We start from the raw sequence: 13,901 nt of genomic DNA on the forward strand, positions 1-13,901 counted from the left end.
ATCCGCCTCTCTTCTCAGAAAGACGGATGCCGCAGAAACGGCTTAAACACGGACTTTTTCGGCCCTCTTTTAATTTGTTCTTGTTAGCAGAGCCACTGTCTCAACATGCCCCGTCATCATTAAGTTGCACCTTTTCGGAGGCCTCGTTGTCAGTTTCTTGCGATAATTTTCCGGGCTTCGGTCCGCCGATGTGCCGACGCGAATGCTTGAAGTCCCTGCCGTCCTTATCGTCCGTAAAACCAGTCTTGTAGACAAATCAGGATCACGCGGATCACATTCGTTTCTACCAGCTCTTGCATCTGGTCACGGATTGTCCCGGTTGTAGAGAAAATCTCTTCCTCCCGTTTCTTTTTCTCTTCGCTCATAGCGGCCTTCTTTCCGTTCTATCGGGCATAAAGAAAGACCGTCTGCGATAAGACAGGCGGTCTGCATAGCTTGTTATGATTTGTTCATTCCCATTCTCTGGAAATGTGATTCCAATGTTCGAAAAATGGTTTGTCATCCCGGATTGCAGTGATTACCGGAAGAATAAAGTGTTTCACTTCATTCATGGTTTCTTCAAATGATAGCGGCGAAGCAACCCTTTTGTTTTTTAAGAAGCCTTTCCATCGCTGCTGATGGCTGTGATCTTCGATAAAATCATCTTCAAATGCAGCAATATCGTCAAATGTGGTGTGTCGATTATCGAATGTTTCAATCAAAGACTCCTGTAATATGCTGCCATCGAAATCCTCCCGTTCGGAAATGGTCATGAGATCGTAGAAATCTTTATATCGACTGTTCACCACGCCAAGGGAAACGATTGCCTCCATTTTTTCAGAAACGATCGTATAAACAGAATATGCATACAGTTCTACTGGATCATCATCCAGCAGTGTTGGATAATTCATTTTCTGCCGTTTCGGATAAACGACATCACCGAATCCGATATCAATGCCAACGTGAATTCTTGTCCGGTCAAGATAAGCAGTTACTGAAATCCTTGCACCATGATACTTTTTAAATTCCGTAATATTGACTGCCTCAAGGGTATTCATATCAAAGCGGATTGGGTCATCTGCCTCTGTATTCAGTATTTCTCCAAAAACTGCCTTCAATGTCTCAAGATCATTTGAAATGTGTTGTCCAAGCAGGTCGATGTCCGTTGTAGCCCTCGTAAAGTCATCTGTATACAAACCATAGAGAAGGATGCCGCCTTTCAGCGTAAAATCATCTGCGAATCTGGAAACAGAAATCCGGTAGAGAACTCGTTCGAGAATATAAACAGTTAATGCATCCTGAACGGTTCTTCCGCTCTTTATCGCATAGTTCTTCAGCCTGTCTTTCACTGAGGAAGCATTTCTCATACAAGCACCTCCAGAAACTGCCGCATGGCAGTCTCCACGCGCAGTTTTTCCGCATATTTCATCAGACGATTGATATCCCTGTCGCTACGGTTCAGATATTTTTTTACGATCTTAACAGCGGGCTCAAACCCGATCTTATTTCGATAGAATACAATGTCGCATACTGTCTTTTCCATGTCGTAGATGCGATACAGATTCCCGTCTTCATTCACCGTTCTGATCCCTGTTTCATATCGTTTCTCAGAAAAAAGGAAGAATTTCATGGCAGGCCAGTCCGGCTGCGAAGGCATTCTGGTGCCTCTGGGAAGTGCGGCCTCCACTGCCGACGGCCTTTCTTCAGACAGGTCGTAATATACCGCTGCGCTGATCAGGCAGACCACAGCCTTATCTGAGACAGCGGAAACAGCATAAAAGTCATTTGGTTCACCGCTGAAATCAAGATTCTCATAATACTTTTTATTCACTCTGGCAAGCCTGCCGGAATCTTCCAGCTTGTTGATATCGTAGTAAGAATATCCTTCCCTCTTCAGTTCCTGCATGGAAATGAATTGCTGTGTTGGCTTCATATACATCATTCACCTCCTGCAGAAATTTTAATAAATGTTTGCAGTTTATTCAATCTGCTTACATTCATTTAATTTTCGTATTCAGCCAGTCTCAAACAAAAACTGCTTGTACGGTTTTATTCGTCTTCAGATTCAGGGTCTTCTCCTGAATCCTCCTCTTCGGGAAAATCGTAGCCATCCTCATACTCACAGTAATCCGCATCCGGATCCGGCTGGTTCGCCGGCTTCTTTTTCTTCTAGACCCAGATCCCTGTGCCGCCAATGACAATGATCAGCACTCCGGCCGCCGCAAACAGACTCCCGGTCTGCTTCTTTTTCGAAGCCTCCACTTCTTGATCTGCAGCCTCTTTCTCCGGTTCCTTCTCCGGTTTTACCGTCTCTTCTGCCTGTGTCGTCTGCACTTTCTGCTCATTCATGGCTTCCTGAATCGCCTGGGCATCCTCCTCGTCCATCAGATGGAAAAGATCTTCCTCATCAACCTGATTCAGGAAATGAACGGTCTGATTGCCGTCGTCATCGCGGTTGATGATGAGATAGAAATAGTTGTTATTCCTGGTGACCACGGTGATAAACTGCTTTCCGCTCTCTGTCGAGATATCATCCACCAACGTCAAATTTCCTTCTAGTGTAAGCGGTGGAAGCTCTTCCGGCTCCTCTGCCTCTTCCTTGGTAACCAGTTCTTCTGCCGGCGCTGCTTCCGCAGATGCAGCAGCTGCTTCCGGTTCATTTGTCTGCGCAAATGCAGTTGTACAACAGAGTCCGCAGCAGAGCATCGCTGCCAGCAGTGCTGCAAGTAAATTAAGCTTCCCCATAATCTGCCTCCTGTTCCGTCGCTGTGCTTTTCTCTGATGGTTCCGGCTCCGAAAGTTTTGCCGGAGCATTGCTCCTGCGGCTCTGCAGAAATTCCCGCAGTTCCTCCGGCGTCAGGTTGAAGGAGCGCACGACCTCATGGATCTCTGTGGTCTCCTCCCTCCTGTTTCAGTCAAACAGCCGATAAGAAGCGGGACAAGAATCGTTCCGATCAGAGCGACACCGCCGCCGGCCATCAGCTGTTTCATGCCCTGAGACTTTGCTTATGTGTGATAAAGAAGCAATAGAAGTGCAAAAAATTTTGCCGTTCCTATCCGACACTTGGCCATTGTGTCGGATAGGTCGGGCGGTTATTCGGGCAAGTCAATCTTGCCGACAAAGCTGTAATAAATCTCAATGTCCTGCCTGCGGGTGCCGTTCTCATCATAGCTGCACTCATGCACCACAATTTTCTCGATCATTTCCCGCAAGAGAGTGGGGGTCAGTTCTTCAAAGGCAAGGTGCTTGCGGACAATGCCCATAAATTTCTCGGCGTTGACGGTAGCTGCCTGTGACTTGTCCAGTTCGGCTTGCAGGGCGGCGGCTCTCTTTTTCAGCTCCGCTTGCTCGGCTTCGTAGTCAGCCGACAGTTCCATGAAACGCTCATCGCTGATTTTGCCGTTTACATTGTCCTCATACAGCCGCTTGATAATGCGGCTGATTTCAGAAATGCGTTCCTGCGCCTGTTCAAGCTGCTTGATGGCTGCGGCGGTCTTTCGCTTGCCGCCGATCTCGTTCTGCTGGACAAGTAGTTTCACAAACCGGCTCTCATGCTTGGCTGCGTATTCGGTCACTTGCCGGAGATTTGCCAGGACACCAGCGGTCAACAGATCGGTGCGGATAAAGTGCGCCGTACAGTTGCGGGTGCGCTTCTTGTAGCTGCCGCAGATGTAGCAGTCCTGTTTGCGGTCTTTGTTCTGATACCGCTGCTGATACAGCACATGGCCGCAGTCGGCGCAGAACAAAATCCCGGAGAACAGCCCCACTTCATCGTAGCGGTTCGGGCGTTTGCGCTGTTTGCGTAACTCCTGCACCCGTTCCCATGTTTCCTTGTCGATGATCGGCTCATGGTGGTTCTCGAAAATGGCCTGCTTCTCGACGGGGTTCTCTATGCTGTGCTTGACCTTATAAGAAGGCTTTTCCGTTTTGAAGTTCACCAGACATCCGGTGTACTCTCGGTTTTCGAGGATATGAACGACGGTGTTGGTCGCCCATTTGCACTCATAGCCTGGGTGATAACGGCGGGTGCTGCCTGTCCGCTGATATTCCAGCGTCCCCGGCGTGGGGATTTGCTGCTCCGTCAGCATACGGGCAATCTTGGTCGGGCCGTTCCCGGCAAGGCAAAGCTGGTAAATCTGCTGCACCACCGGGGCGGCTTCCTCGTCTATAATAAAATTCTCGTCCTCGTCCATCACATAGCCGTAAACCGGCTTGCTGGTAACAGGCTTGCCGCTCATGCCTTTTGACTTTTTCACTGCCTTGATTTTCTTGCTCGTATCTCTCACCAGCCATTCATTGAACAGATTTCGCAGCGGGGTAAAATCGTTGTCCATGCCCTCGCTGGCACTGTCCACATTATCGTTGACAGCGATAAAACGCACACCCTTTTGAGGGAACAGCATTTCCGTGTAAAACCCTACCTGCAAGTAGTTTCGCCCTAACCGGCTCATGTCCTTGACGATGACCGTACCCACTTTCCCGGCTTCAATGTCCGCAAGCATGGCTTGAAATCCGGGCCGCTGGAAGTTCGCGCCGGAAAAACCGTCGTCGGTGTACCAGCGCAGATTGGTAAAGCCGTTCTGTTTTGCGTAGGTTTCGAGTATCCTTTTTTGGTTCGATATGGAATTACTCTCGCCTTGCAATTCATCCTCGTGGGACAATCTCGGATAAAGGGCGGTAATGAGGTTTTGGGTGGCTTGTCTTAACATAAAATCCTCCGTTTCCGACAGCCAGCCCCACTATTCCGTGGTTTCATTGTACCACGGAACGGCGGGGGCTGTACAGCGGCAAAAGCGTTAAATTTGCTTCTTTACAGCTTTTCAATTTTCCGATTTTTATGGTATGGGTTGTCGTCCCATATTTGCAGTAGAAAAGTTCATAACTCCGTGGTATACTCTGATTTAACAAAAAAATCAGAAGTTAAAGGAGAAAACATGAAGTATACAATAGATGAATTAACCGCGGCCAAAAGGCAAATTGATTCAACTCTGCACAAGCTAAGAGAAACAGTAAAAACATTTGAATCAAAGGATAATTCCGAGCGTTATAAATCACAAATCACATTGGCAAAGAGAAGAATAAAAGCCTTTGAAATTGCAAATTATTTTATAGAGAATGAGATTAAGAATTGCTAAAGCACTTCCGATTTTCGTTCCAGCGGTCATGCTCCCTGGCATGGCCGCTTTTCCATGCCCCGGTTCACGCCGGATAAGTCGGCTCCTGTGTAGCAGCGGCTTCCGCTTCCAGTACCCGCGCCATTTTGTCGGCGGCTGTGGTTGTGGTGTCTTTCTTGAAATAGCCGGACACGACAAGGACGGAATTGCCCATGCGGATTTCCGTCACACAGTCAGGGCGGCGGGTGGTGCGGGTGTCGTGCTGCTTGTTATCTGCCATAGGCAATACTCCTTTCAGTCGGTAATCAGTTTCTTCATGCTCTCCATTTTCCGCTTGGCGGTTTCCTGCCGGAAGTTGTCGCCGGTAAAGCGTACCGGGACGCACATGGAAAGCAGGCGGTCATAAATCCGGGAATGGGCGGTGTCCTCCGGGTTGTGCAGGTCGTCCAGCGTAAGGTTGGTCGTGACGATCAGCGGCTTGCCGCTGCGGTAACGGCTGTCAATCACATTGAACACCTGTTCCAGCCCGTATTCCGTCCCGCGTTCCATGCCGAAGTCGTCAAGGATCAGCAGCGGATAACGACAAAGGCGGGAAATGTACTCGTTGCGCCCCTCAAAGCTGGCGGCAAGGTCATTGAGGATAAGAGCAAAGTTCGTCATGCGGACGGGGATTTCTTTCTCCATGAGGGCGTTTGCGATACAGCCTGCAAGGTAGCTTTTGCCGGTGCCTACGCCGCCCCAGAACAGGCAGCCGATATTGTCTGTCCGCATATCTTCCCAATGCTCCACATACCGGCGGGCAAGCCCGGTCTGCGGGTTCCTGCCGTTGTCGTTCTCGAAAGTCCAGTCCCGCATGGTGGGGTCGGTAAAGCCCCGGCGTTTCAGTTCTTCCACGGTGTCAAGGTGTCTGCGCCGCTTTTCGGCGGCTTCCCGTTCCTCGCGGGCGGTTCTCTGGCAGTCGCACTCTGCCGGGTGGCGGTCGCGCCCGAAGATAGCGGCCTTATCCGGCGCAAAATAGGCTTCTTTCGGCTTGCGGCACTTGCCGCAGTACAGTAAACCGTCCTCGCCGGTGTAGTCCTCCGGCTCCGGGATGGTGGTCGTCATATTCTCCAAAACCGCGTTGATTTCATTCTTCATAAACTCTCGCCCTCCTTGCATGAGTAGTCTGGTATGCCCTTTTTAGGGGCTTCCTTTTTGTCGTTCCCCGCCCATATCCGCAGGGCGGCGGCATAGTTCTGGTAGCTTTTCCCGTTGGCGGCAAGGTAGCGGCTCATTTCCTCGATGAACCGTTCCAGCCTGTCAGGGTACTCTGCCTGCAACTCGTCGTATTCGGTCTGTGACAGAAAAATATTTCCATATCGGCCATAGGGCGCGGACGGCCCCCCACTCACTCCCTTTGTTTGGCTCTCTGTAAGGTTGTTTATAGTAGTTTGGTTAGGGGACGGTTTTCCGACCATCATAAGGTCGGTTTTCTGACCATCAGTAGGACGGTTTTCCGGCTCTATGAGGGGCGGACTTCCGGCCATCAGTTGGTCTGAAAACTGTACCTGTGGCACTGGCGGTACTTTGACATAAAGCCGGTTCGGTGCGGAGAAGCCGCCCCGTTCCCGTTCCAACAGCCCCGCCGTGTCCAGTTCATTAAGCGCCCCCTTGATGGTGGTGCTGCCTTTATCCAGTATTTCTGCTATCTCCGCGATGGGATAGATAATATAAATCCTGCCCTCGTCGTCCAGCCACTTGTTTTTCTGGGAGAGGGTGGAACGGTCTAACAGCAGCGAATACAGCAGCTTGGCGGTCTGTGAAATCTCCATTTTCAGCAGGAAACGGGGATACGGCAGATAGGCGGGCAGCCGCGTGTCTGCCCTGATATAATCAGCGATAGGATCACCTCCCTGTGTTCGGGTTGATTTTGGCGTATTGTCACGCATTAAAACGCCGTTTCCGGGGGAAAAGGATAAATGTATCGCGTACCCTTTGACACCCACGAAAAAAGCCTTGATTTATGCGGGTTTGAAAGGCTCTAAAGCGTGACATCTCTGCCTTTGTTTCCGCTTTCTCTCGGCGGCTTTGATTTTCTTCATGCGCCCGGCGCAGTCGGGGCAGTATTTTCCCCGGTTGGATTTGGGGACAAAGGCCGCCCCGCAGACGGCACACCGTTTCCGGCTTCCCCGGCACAAGAGGGCTGCGGCCAGCTCCCCGTCAAGGGGCAGGACAGCCACACGGAACCAGTGGCACATGAGGGAAAAGGAAATGCTCTGGACGCACACGCAAGGCTCCCCGTCGTCCAATAGCAGGCAGTTCCCCTCATCGTAGTTACAGCACTCATGTACCAGCCGCCGCGCCCGCCGGTGCTGGCGGTAGTCCATGTGGGGCAGGTTATCGCTCATGGCTCTGCTCCTTTCTGCGGTGCGGCTCGTCCCGGCGCAAAATCTGGTCGATGTTCCGCTTGACGGTCTGCAACTCCTTGAACCGCTGTTTCTGTTCGTGATAGGTGTTATACAGGCCGTCTTTCTCGGAGATAAGCTGCTCGATCTCGGCCTGCAACGCTTTCCGGGCGGGCAGCTTGGTAATGCCATGCGCCTTGAAATACCGGGCTGCTGCGTCGGCTATGATAAAATCGCTCTCATGGGCCTGCCGGTATGCGGCGCGGGCTTTCTCGGATTTCTGTGCCCGCAGCCCGTCGCGGGCGGCCTTGGTCTGGGCGTAGGCCAACACCTGCCGCTGCAACTTCTTTTTCCCTTGCAGCTTCGTTTCCAGTGCTTTCAGTTCGCCGCTGGTCTGGCGCATTTTCTGATAGGCGGTGTCAACGGCGGCTTCTAACTGCTCCGGGGAAGTAAAGCCGTATTGCTGGTAGACGGACAGCGTTTTGGCGGCCTGCTTCAGATTGTGTATCTTCGCCCAGCGTTCATAGCCCCGGCCTTTGCCCTCGGCCATTTTCTGCTCAATGTCCACAAGCCGCTGCACTCCGTCCTGTTTCGGGGCGGCTATCTCGGCTCTGGCAACCTGCAAGCGGTCTTTTATGGTGCGTGGGGGATCGGGGGATCTGGCTGGCGCTTCGGCTGCTCTGGCGGCGTTTTGCTCTAAAACGGCAAAGACAGCGGCGCGGTCAAAATCGTCGCCCAGCTTCCGGGCGGTAATTGGCTTTGTCCTGTCCGGCGTGAGGTAGGAAAGCCGCCCCCGGCTCTCCTTGACGGTCACACCCTCCTGCAGCAACAGAGAGGAAAACTCGTCAAAGCTGGCGGCGGTGGCAAGGGCTTTCCGTAGGGTCTGCCGCAGCTTCTCCTTGTTCGTTTCAAACTTGGTCTGCCGGGGCGTGATACTATCGGCAATCATGGGGGCGTTCTGCTTGTCCAGCGCGGCCTGTCCCTTTTTCTGCGCCCAATACTCCCGGTCGGTGACGCGGTTCTTGCTGCCGTTCAAGAGGTCGATTTGATAAAGCCCCTCCCGGTGGCACATCTCCATGACTTCGGATTTGAAGTAGCGCAGGGCAGCGTCGGTACATCGGTGCTTGCAGCCGACTTTCGTATCGGCCGGCCTGTCCATGTAGGGCAGGAACGGCACTTCCTCAATCCGCAGGCTGTTTATGACGATATGCACATGAATGTTGCCGCTGTGGTTATGCCCGTCCGGGTGGGTGCAGACAAGGGCCTGGTGGCCGGGAAAATGCTCTTTACAGAATTGTTCCCCCAACGCCTGCGCCCGGTCTACGGTCAGGCCGTTGTCCGGCCCGTCCCGCGGGTCAAAGCTGATGATGTAGTGGTGGCTTTTCACATCTTCCCGCCGCTGGTTTTTCTGATAGCGGAGATTGGCCCGCATACACGCAACGGCAAAATCCTCCCCGTCGCAGTTCAGCGTGGACAGCCGGTAGTCCTCGCGGGGGATAAGCCTGCCGGTTTCATCAAGGACGGGCTTCATGGTAAACTCGTCATGCTCAAAGAGAAGATATTGCTCGGCGGCTCCGTAGTCGGCGTTTTTAGAGTTGATATGCTTGAGTGTTGCCAACCGCGTCACCTACTTTCTTGAGGACTTCATACTTGAGGACGGCAAGGTCGGATATGGCGGCGCGTACCTCGCCGGAAAGGGTGTTGTAGGGTACGCCGTATTCGTTCAGATACCGGGCAATCTGATTGAGGTTGCCGCCGATCCTGCCGTACTCGGCTGTCAGCTTCCCGACAGCGGAAAGCAACTCGTCATTGACCGACGACACATGGACAACCGGGCGTATGGTCGCCCGCCGTATCGCCTGCCGGAGAAATTCGGACTGGCTGATACCATAGGGCGCAAGCCGCGCTGTGAAGTCGGCATACTCATCTTCGGACAGCCGGGTTTTCACAACGCGGCTGCGGTGGGGCGTGTTGTATTTCTTTCGCATGGTGTGACCTCCTTTCTCGCCCGTAAGGGCGCATGAGCAGGGTTTGGGGAAGGCACTCCCCAACAAGTTTCCCGCGAGGGGCAAAACTGCAGAATTGCGGATTTTGGCACCGTGGTAGAAACTTGCTCTCCGTGACTGCAAACTTTCTCTCACTTCCGTCCGCCACTTTTTTGGAAAACTGCAACCACAAAAGTTTGTTTCTCTTTTTCTGCTACTACTAATCCTGTAAAGGGCATTCCTGCCCGCTTTCGCTAAAATGACACCGGACGCAGTGGTTTCTACCCGGTGTTGGAGAAATCCTTTCTCTTTGCCCTCTACTACGGGTAAATGCTCCAAATGCCAAACACCAGGGCAGAAAAATTCCCTCCTCGCTTACTACTACAACCGGCAGGGGGCAAAATGGCCGGGAGCGGAGCCGGACAACAAAAAAAGCAGTAAATCTTTTTCAAGACTTACTGCTTTCGCTGGCCGCGTCGGTGGCGGCTGGTATTCAGTTTTTATGACTTGTCCGGTGGTTCGTCAAGCCGGAACTTGAATTGACAGTCAATTAACCGCTGCTTTACATAGTCCTCCACCTCGGCGTTGACCTGCCCGTTCACTTTTGAGAAATAGCGGATATATCCGGCGTAGTGGAGCAGGACAGCGTTCACGGCTTCTGGGTCGCCCTCACGGGCTTTGAGGATTGTTTCATAGGGGAGAAGTCTACTCATACCGGCTCACCCCCATTTCTTCGCGTAGCCGCTGCAAGGCAAGCTGGATATGCCGCCCCGCTGTGCTGCGTGACCGGCCAATACACGCGCCGATCACGCGCTGCGGCTGGCGCAGAAAGTAATAGCGCAGGATTTCTTCCCGCGTCTGCTCCGGCAAAACAGAGATCGCGTCGGCAAGGGCGGCGTTGCAGAGCAGGACGGTCTGACCGCAGACGGTAAATGGGTATTCCTCGTCCGGCTCCGACGCGGCAAACTGGACAAACTTCTCGTTCATCAGATAGTCAAGGGAAACTTGCCGTTCCCATTGCCGTTTAAGCTTCAAAATCTTGTCCAAGGCGGCACAGCGGATAACAGTCTTGCAAAAGGCGTTGTACCTGCGCTGGATATATTCTTGATAGGCTATCTGGTCGGTCATGGAAATTCCCCTTTCTGAATAATAGTGCGGGGCGGTGGCACTTCTTGCTGTCGCCCCTTGATTGCCTACCAGCAAAGGCGGGCGGGGCTGTCAACGGCTGCGCATATGCGCCGTTCATCTTGACCGTTGACTGGCTCGGCTGGGTTTGCTATTTACCCGACAAACTTGAATTTATTTTAAGCTATCACGTTTTACCTTCTTAAGCCTTACTATCATTACCATAGGAATTTCTTTGTTGGTTTTAAAACATTCTTCATAAAATCCATCAATGACAAATCCAGCTCTAAAACAAAGGTTAAAAATATCTTGTATGGAACGATGATAATAAATCTGCTCTTTCGGTTGCCCTTCAATCGCTATATCATAGTAACTGTGCGGTGTCATATATTTTTCAGTCAACGTGACAAAACAAGGGTGTTGCGTTGCAAAGACAAAAATTCCGCTTTCCTGCAACAGTTCATAAACAGCCATAAGAAGTGGTTCAATATCCGTAATATCCATAATTGCCATATTAGAAACTGCTTTCGTAAAGGCTCGATTTCTTTTTAATTCTAATATACTTTTTCTATCGGTCGCATCCGCCACACAAAATTCAATTTGTTTTGCATATTGTGATTGCCGTCTTTTAGCCAATTCTATCATTTTTTTGCTGTAATCAAAAGCGACAACCGAAGCGCCTCTTTGTGCAAGATACGAAGAATAATTTCCATTGCCACACGCAATATCCAAAATGTAATCCGCAGGATTAGGAGATAGAAGTTCCGTTACTTTGGGACGCACTACCTCTCTGTGAAATTCATTAGATTCGTCACCCATTGCATTATCCCAAAATTGTGCGTTCTCCTCCCAGATTTTTTTACTTTCCTCTGTTCCCATGTTCTCTCCCACTCCCCAAATTTGCTTTTTTGCTTCCATTAAATCTTCCTTACTATATTCCATTGTTACCCTCCATAACTTCTGATTGTTGCCGTCTTGACGATTATGTATCTTTACATTACCTTCTGAAACATATGGCGCACCTTGTCCAGGCGGCTGTTTGGACGGCGGGGCTGGATGACTGGCTTGCCGACAGCGGCCTGATACCCTTTCAGTTCTGTAAGGCATACGCTCTGCCCGTTGGTGTAAGAGGCCAGATCAGTACGGTATGCCTGTATACAGCGGGCGGGAATCTCGCCAGTAAAGACAACTTCATCCTTTTTTACCTGGGCCGTTTCGATGGTGGCACAGTATTTCGGTGCATCATGATAAGCCCTGGAAAGGTATTCCTGGGGCGCATAGAGGGTGAAGGAGAGATAAGGTTCCAGCAGTTGCGTCCCTGATTCCTTCAATGCCTGTTCCAATACAATCGGGGCCAATGAGCGGAAGTCCGCCGGCGTGCTGACCGGACTGTAATAAAGCCCGTATTCAAAGCAAATCTTACAGTCCGTTACGTTCCAGCCGAACAAGCCCTGCTCCAGCCCGTAACGGATACCATCCCTGACAGCGTTTTGAAAACTCTGGTTCAAGTATCCCAGCGAAACCCGGCTCTCGTATTGTACACCGGAGCCAAGCGGGAGTGGTGTAACAGACAGTCCGATGGATGCCCAAAACGGGTTGGGCGGCACCTCGATATGGATGGTGTGGCTGGCTGCTTTGAGCGGCCGCTCCATATAAATGACGGTGGGTTCCTTTACCACTGTTTCAAGCTTGTATTTTTCCGACAGCAAAGCGGAAACAACCTCCAACTGCACCCGGCCCAAAAAAGAAAGAATGATCTCATGGGTGATGGAATCCACCTCGCAGCGCAAAAGCGGGTCAGTATCCGCAAGTTGCGTAAGAGCGTCCAGCAGCCGTTCTCTTTGCGCTGCCGTTTTCGGCGCAATCGACGTCCGCAGCATGGGGAGGGGGTCCTCACGCCACCTTTTACGAGGGAGCCGGGTTGGGTCCCCTAATACATCGTTTAACCTCACGCTGTTGCTGGGAAGGATAACAATTTCACCCGGATAAGCGGTGTCTGTCCGAACAATTTCCCCTTTGGATGGAATACGCATCTCTGTGATTTTCAGCTTTTCTCTCCCGGCCAGGGCCACCGTATCCCGCAGGCGCAGCGTTCCGCTGTATAGCCGTAGATAGACACGCCGCTGGCCGCAATCTGTATACTCCACCTTGAAAACGCTGCCGCATAGGGCGGCGCTCCCCTGTTCCCCAATCGGTTGGAACAGCCCTGTCACCGCATCCATCAACGGTTGAATGCCAAGGCCCTTTTTGGCGCTGCCATAATAGACCGGGAACAGGGAGGCGTCTTGAACCCGCCGCTGTTCCTCCCGCACAAGTTTTTCCCGGCTGATTGGTTCTCCTGCGATATACTTTTCCAATAATTTATCGTTATTTTCGATGACCGCATCCCATGCTTCTATGTCGGTATTTTCCTCCAGGACTATTTCCGGGGACAGCGACACCGTCTGCTTGATGATAATATCGGCGGAGAGCTTATCCCGAACAGACTGAACCACGCTCTGCAAATCAACGCCAGCCTGGTCGATCTTGTTGATAAAGATAACGGTGGGAATGTTCATTTTCCGCAGGGCATGGAACAGAATACGGGTCTGGGCCTGCACGCCATCTTTAGCGGAGATCACCAAGATGGCCCCATCTAAAACAGCCAAAGAGCGGTACACCTCCGCCAAAAAATCCATGTGGCCGGGCGTATCCACAATGTTAACTTTACATCTGTGCCACTGGAAGGAAGTGACTGCCGCTTGAATGGTAATCCCACGCTGCCGCTCCAAAAACATGGTGTCCGTCCTCGTTGTCCCTTTTTCGACGCTCCCCGGTTCTGAAATGGCTCCGCTGGCATATAGCAGGCTCTCCGTCAAGGTCGTCTTTCCAGCGTCTACATGGGCAAGAATTCCAATATTGATTATTTTCATGTGATTGTCCTCCCTTTACAGCCCCAAAGGGCATAAAAATCCCCAGCAGTAAAATACTTTTACCACTGGGGATTATAAGTTGCGGACATACACATATACAGCATACACCTGTTTGTGATTGCTGTTTTTGGGGATATGTCAAAATTGATAAGGCAAAAGTATTCTTAAATTTGGTACAAAAAACTAAGCCCCTACAAAAGGAGCTATCATAATCCTTTGTTCCCACTATTTGATTATAGTTTTATTTAAGAATACCTTGCCGCATATTTTTTACTCCTTTTCTGGATTAAATCATTGTATCACATCAGTTTTAGGAAAGCAAGTACCTAAAAGAAATTTTTCTTCCCCTTATATGTAACAATCATACCGGCTTCCTAGCGTTCAGAATGTTTTCTGCTGTC

At 51.1% G+C, this 13,901-nt stretch carries 16 protein-coding genes and 2 pseudogenes; 1 reads left to right on the forward strand and 17 read right to left on the reverse strand.

Annotated elements, in window-relative coordinates:
• Positions 1 to 224 precede the first annotated feature (224 nt).
• The 7 genes and pseudogenes from DHU66_RS12165 to DHU66_RS05935 all read right to left on the reverse strand — a co-directional run bounded on the left by DHU66_RS12165 (position 225) and on the right by DHU66_RS05935 (position 4,689).
• Positions 225 to 365: a hypothetical protein gene (locus tag DHU66_RS12165; RefSeq protein ID WP_167836289.1), complete on the reverse strand. Its 141-nt coding sequence runs from the start codon at positions 363 to 365 to the stop codon at positions 225 to 227.
• Between the two features lie 84 nt (positions 366 to 449).
• Positions 450 to 1,346, reverse strand: a complete 897-nt coding sequence (locus DHU66_RS05910) for a nucleotidyl transferase AbiEii/AbiGii toxin family protein (protein WP_108774980.1) — start codon at positions 1,344 to 1,346, stop codon at positions 450 to 452.
• Positions 1,343 to 1,912: a type IV toxin-antitoxin system AbiEi family antitoxin domain-containing protein gene (locus DHU66_RS05915; RefSeq protein WP_209451754.1), complete on the reverse strand. Its 570-nt coding sequence runs from the start codon at positions 1,910 to 1,912 to the stop codon at positions 1,343 to 1,345. Before DHU66_RS05915 ends, DHU66_RS05910 begins: the two co-directional genes overlap by 4 nt.
• 236 nt (positions 1,913 to 2,148) lie before the next feature.
• The gene (locus DHU66_RS05920) at positions 2,149 to 2,724 is read right to left on the reverse strand and encodes a DUF4366 domain-containing protein (protein WP_245309418.1); all 576 of its coding nucleotides are present in this window, start codon (positions 2,722 to 2,724) and stop codon (positions 2,149 to 2,151) included.
• A pseudogene (locus DHU66_RS12645) lies at positions 2,711 to 2,869 on the reverse strand (hypothetical protein); the annotation flags it as partial. The gene DHU66_RS05920 and the pseudogene DHU66_RS12645, both read right to left, overlap by 14 nt.
• Positions 2,836 to 2,973, reverse strand: a pseudogene (locus tag DHU66_RS12650) (Maff2 family mobile element protein); the annotation flags it as partial. The pseudogenes DHU66_RS12645 and DHU66_RS12650, both read right to left, overlap by 34 nt.
• 99 nt (positions 2,974 to 3,072) lie before the next feature.
• Entirely contained in the window at positions 3,073 to 4,689 is a 1,617-nt protein-coding gene (locus DHU66_RS05935) for a recombinase family protein (RefSeq protein ID WP_002596236.1), read from the reverse strand.
• Positions 4,690 to 4,914: 225 nt separating this feature from the next.
• Here DHU66_RS05935 and DHU66_RS05940 point away from each other — a divergent pair, with 225 nt between their 5' ends.
• Entirely contained in the window at positions 4,915 to 5,115 is a 201-nt protein-coding gene (locus tag DHU66_RS05940; protein ID WP_002596235.1) for a hypothetical protein, read from the forward strand.
• Positions 5,116 to 5,179: 64 nt separating this feature from the next.
• On the opposite strand, the gene DHU66_RS05945 is transcribed toward DHU66_RS05940, so the two are convergent.
• From DHU66_RS05945 to tet(W), 10 genes are all read right to left on the reverse strand, one after another.
• Complete coding sequence (locus tag DHU66_RS05945; RefSeq protein ID WP_002596234.1) at positions 5,180 to 5,374, reverse strand: transposon-encoded TnpW family protein; 195 nt, start codon at positions 5,372 to 5,374, stop codon at positions 5,180 to 5,182.
• 14 nt (positions 5,375 to 5,388) lie between these two features.
• Positions 5,389 to 6,231, reverse strand: coding sequence for an ATP-binding protein (locus DHU66_RS05950; RefSeq protein WP_002596233.1), 843 nt, complete (start codon positions 6,229 to 6,231; stop codon positions 5,389 to 5,391).
• Positions 6,228 to 7,022 carry a replication initiator protein A gene (locus tag DHU66_RS05955; protein WP_006356266.1) on the reverse strand — a complete coding sequence of 265 codons (795 nt, stop codon included), beginning with the start codon at positions 7,020 to 7,022 and terminating at the stop codon, positions 6,228 to 6,230. Before DHU66_RS05955 ends, DHU66_RS05950 begins: the two co-directional genes overlap by 4 nt.
• A 72-nt stretch (positions 7,023 to 7,094) precedes the next feature.
• Positions 7,095 to 7,481 carry a cysteine-rich VLP domain-containing protein gene (locus DHU66_RS05960; RefSeq protein ID WP_002596231.1) on the reverse strand — a complete coding sequence of 129 codons (387 nt, stop codon included), beginning with the start codon at positions 7,479 to 7,481 and terminating at the stop codon, positions 7,095 to 7,097.
• Entirely contained in the window at positions 7,471 to 9,096 is a 1,626-nt protein-coding gene (locus DHU66_RS05965) for a relaxase/mobilization nuclease domain-containing protein (protein ID WP_002596230.1), read from the reverse strand. The genes DHU66_RS05960 and DHU66_RS05965 overlap by 11 nt, the downstream gene beginning before the upstream one ends.
• Entirely contained in the window at positions 9,068 to 9,466 is a 399-nt protein-coding gene (locus DHU66_RS05970; RefSeq protein ID WP_002596229.1) for a plasmid mobilization protein, read from the reverse strand. The genes DHU66_RS05965 and DHU66_RS05970 overlap by 29 nt, the downstream gene beginning before the upstream one ends.
• A 497-nt stretch (positions 9,467 to 9,963) precedes the next feature.
• Positions 9,964 to 10,176, reverse strand: coding sequence for a helix-turn-helix domain-containing protein (locus tag DHU66_RS05980; protein ID WP_002586615.1), 213 nt, complete (start codon positions 10,174 to 10,176; stop codon positions 9,964 to 9,966).
• Positions 10,169 to 10,591, reverse strand: a complete 423-nt coding sequence (locus DHU66_RS05985; protein WP_002586616.1) for a sigma-70 RNA polymerase sigma factor region 4 domain-containing protein — start codon at positions 10,589 to 10,591, stop codon at positions 10,169 to 10,171. The genes DHU66_RS05980 and DHU66_RS05985 overlap by 8 nt, the downstream gene beginning before the upstream one ends.
• 171 nt (positions 10,592 to 10,762) lie before the next feature.
• A complete protein-coding gene (locus DHU66_RS05995; protein WP_002586626.1) occupies positions 10,763 to 11,530 on the reverse strand; it encodes a class I SAM-dependent methyltransferase in 768 nt (255 codons plus the stop codon).
• Between the two features lie 50 nt (positions 11,531 to 11,580).
• Entirely contained in the window at positions 11,581 to 13,500 is a 1,920-nt protein-coding gene (tet(W), locus tag DHU66_RS06000; RefSeq protein ID WP_108774983.1) for a tetracycline resistance ribosomal protection protein Tet(W), read from the reverse strand.
• Positions 13,501 to 13,901: the final 401 nt, after the last annotated feature.

The organism is Lactimicrobium massiliense (assembly GCF_900343155.1).
Classification (GTDB): Bacteria; Bacillota_I; Bacilli_A; order Erysipelotrichales; family Erysipelotrichaceae; genus Bulleidia; species Bulleidia massiliensis.

Excerpts from the sequence above, each read along its gene's own strand:
- DHU66_RS12165 (WP_167836289.1), bottom strand. The coding sequence starts at position 365 with ATGAGCGAAGAGAAAAAGAAACGGGAGGAAGAGATTTTCTCTACAACC.
- DHU66_RS05910 (WP_108774980.1), bottom strand. The coding sequence starts at position 1,346 with ATGAGAAATGCTTCCTCAGTGAAAGACAGGCTGAAGAACTATGCGATA.
- DHU66_RS05915 (WP_209451754.1), bottom strand. The coding sequence starts at position 1,912 with ATGAAGCCAACACAGCAATTCATTTCCATGCAGGAACTGAAGAGGGAA.
- DHU66_RS05920 (WP_245309418.1), bottom strand. The coding sequence starts at position 2,724 with ATGGGGAAGCTTAATTTACTTGCAGCACTGCTGGCAGCGATGCTCTGC.
- DHU66_RS05935 (WP_002596236.1), bottom strand. The coding sequence starts at position 4,689 with ATGTTAAGACAAGCCACCCAAAACCTCATTACCGCCCTTTATCCGAGA.
- DHU66_RS05940 (WP_002596235.1), top strand. The coding sequence starts at position 4,915 with ATGAAGTATACAATAGATGAATTAACCGCGGCCAAAAGGCAAATTGAT.
- DHU66_RS05945 (WP_002596234.1), bottom strand. The coding sequence starts at position 5,374 with ATGGCAGATAACAAGCAGCACGACACCCGCACCACCCGCCGCCCTGAC.
- DHU66_RS05950 (WP_002596233.1), bottom strand. The coding sequence starts at position 6,231 with ATGAAGAATGAAATCAACGCGGTTTTGGAGAATATGACGACCACCATC.
- DHU66_RS05955 (WP_006356266.1), bottom strand. The coding sequence starts at position 7,022 with ATGCGTGACAATACGCCAAAATCAACCCGAACACAGGGAGGTGATCCT.
- DHU66_RS05960 (WP_002596231.1), bottom strand. The coding sequence starts at position 7,481 with ATGAGCGATAACCTGCCCCACATGGACTACCGCCAGCACCGGCGGGCG.
- DHU66_RS05970 (WP_002596229.1), bottom strand. The coding sequence starts at position 9,466 with ATGCGAAAGAAATACAACACGCCCCACCGCAGCCGCGTTGTGAAAACC.
- DHU66_RS05980 (WP_002586615.1), bottom strand. The coding sequence starts at position 10,176 with ATGAGTAGACTTCTCCCCTATGAAACAATCCTCAAAGCCCGTGAGGGC.
- DHU66_RS05985 (WP_002586616.1), bottom strand. The coding sequence starts at position 10,591 with ATGACCGACCAGATAGCCTATCAAGAATATATCCAGCGCAGGTACAAC.
- DHU66_RS05995 (WP_002586626.1), bottom strand. The coding sequence starts at position 11,530 with ATGGAATATAGTAAGGAAGATTTAATGGAAGCAAAAAAGCAAATTTGG.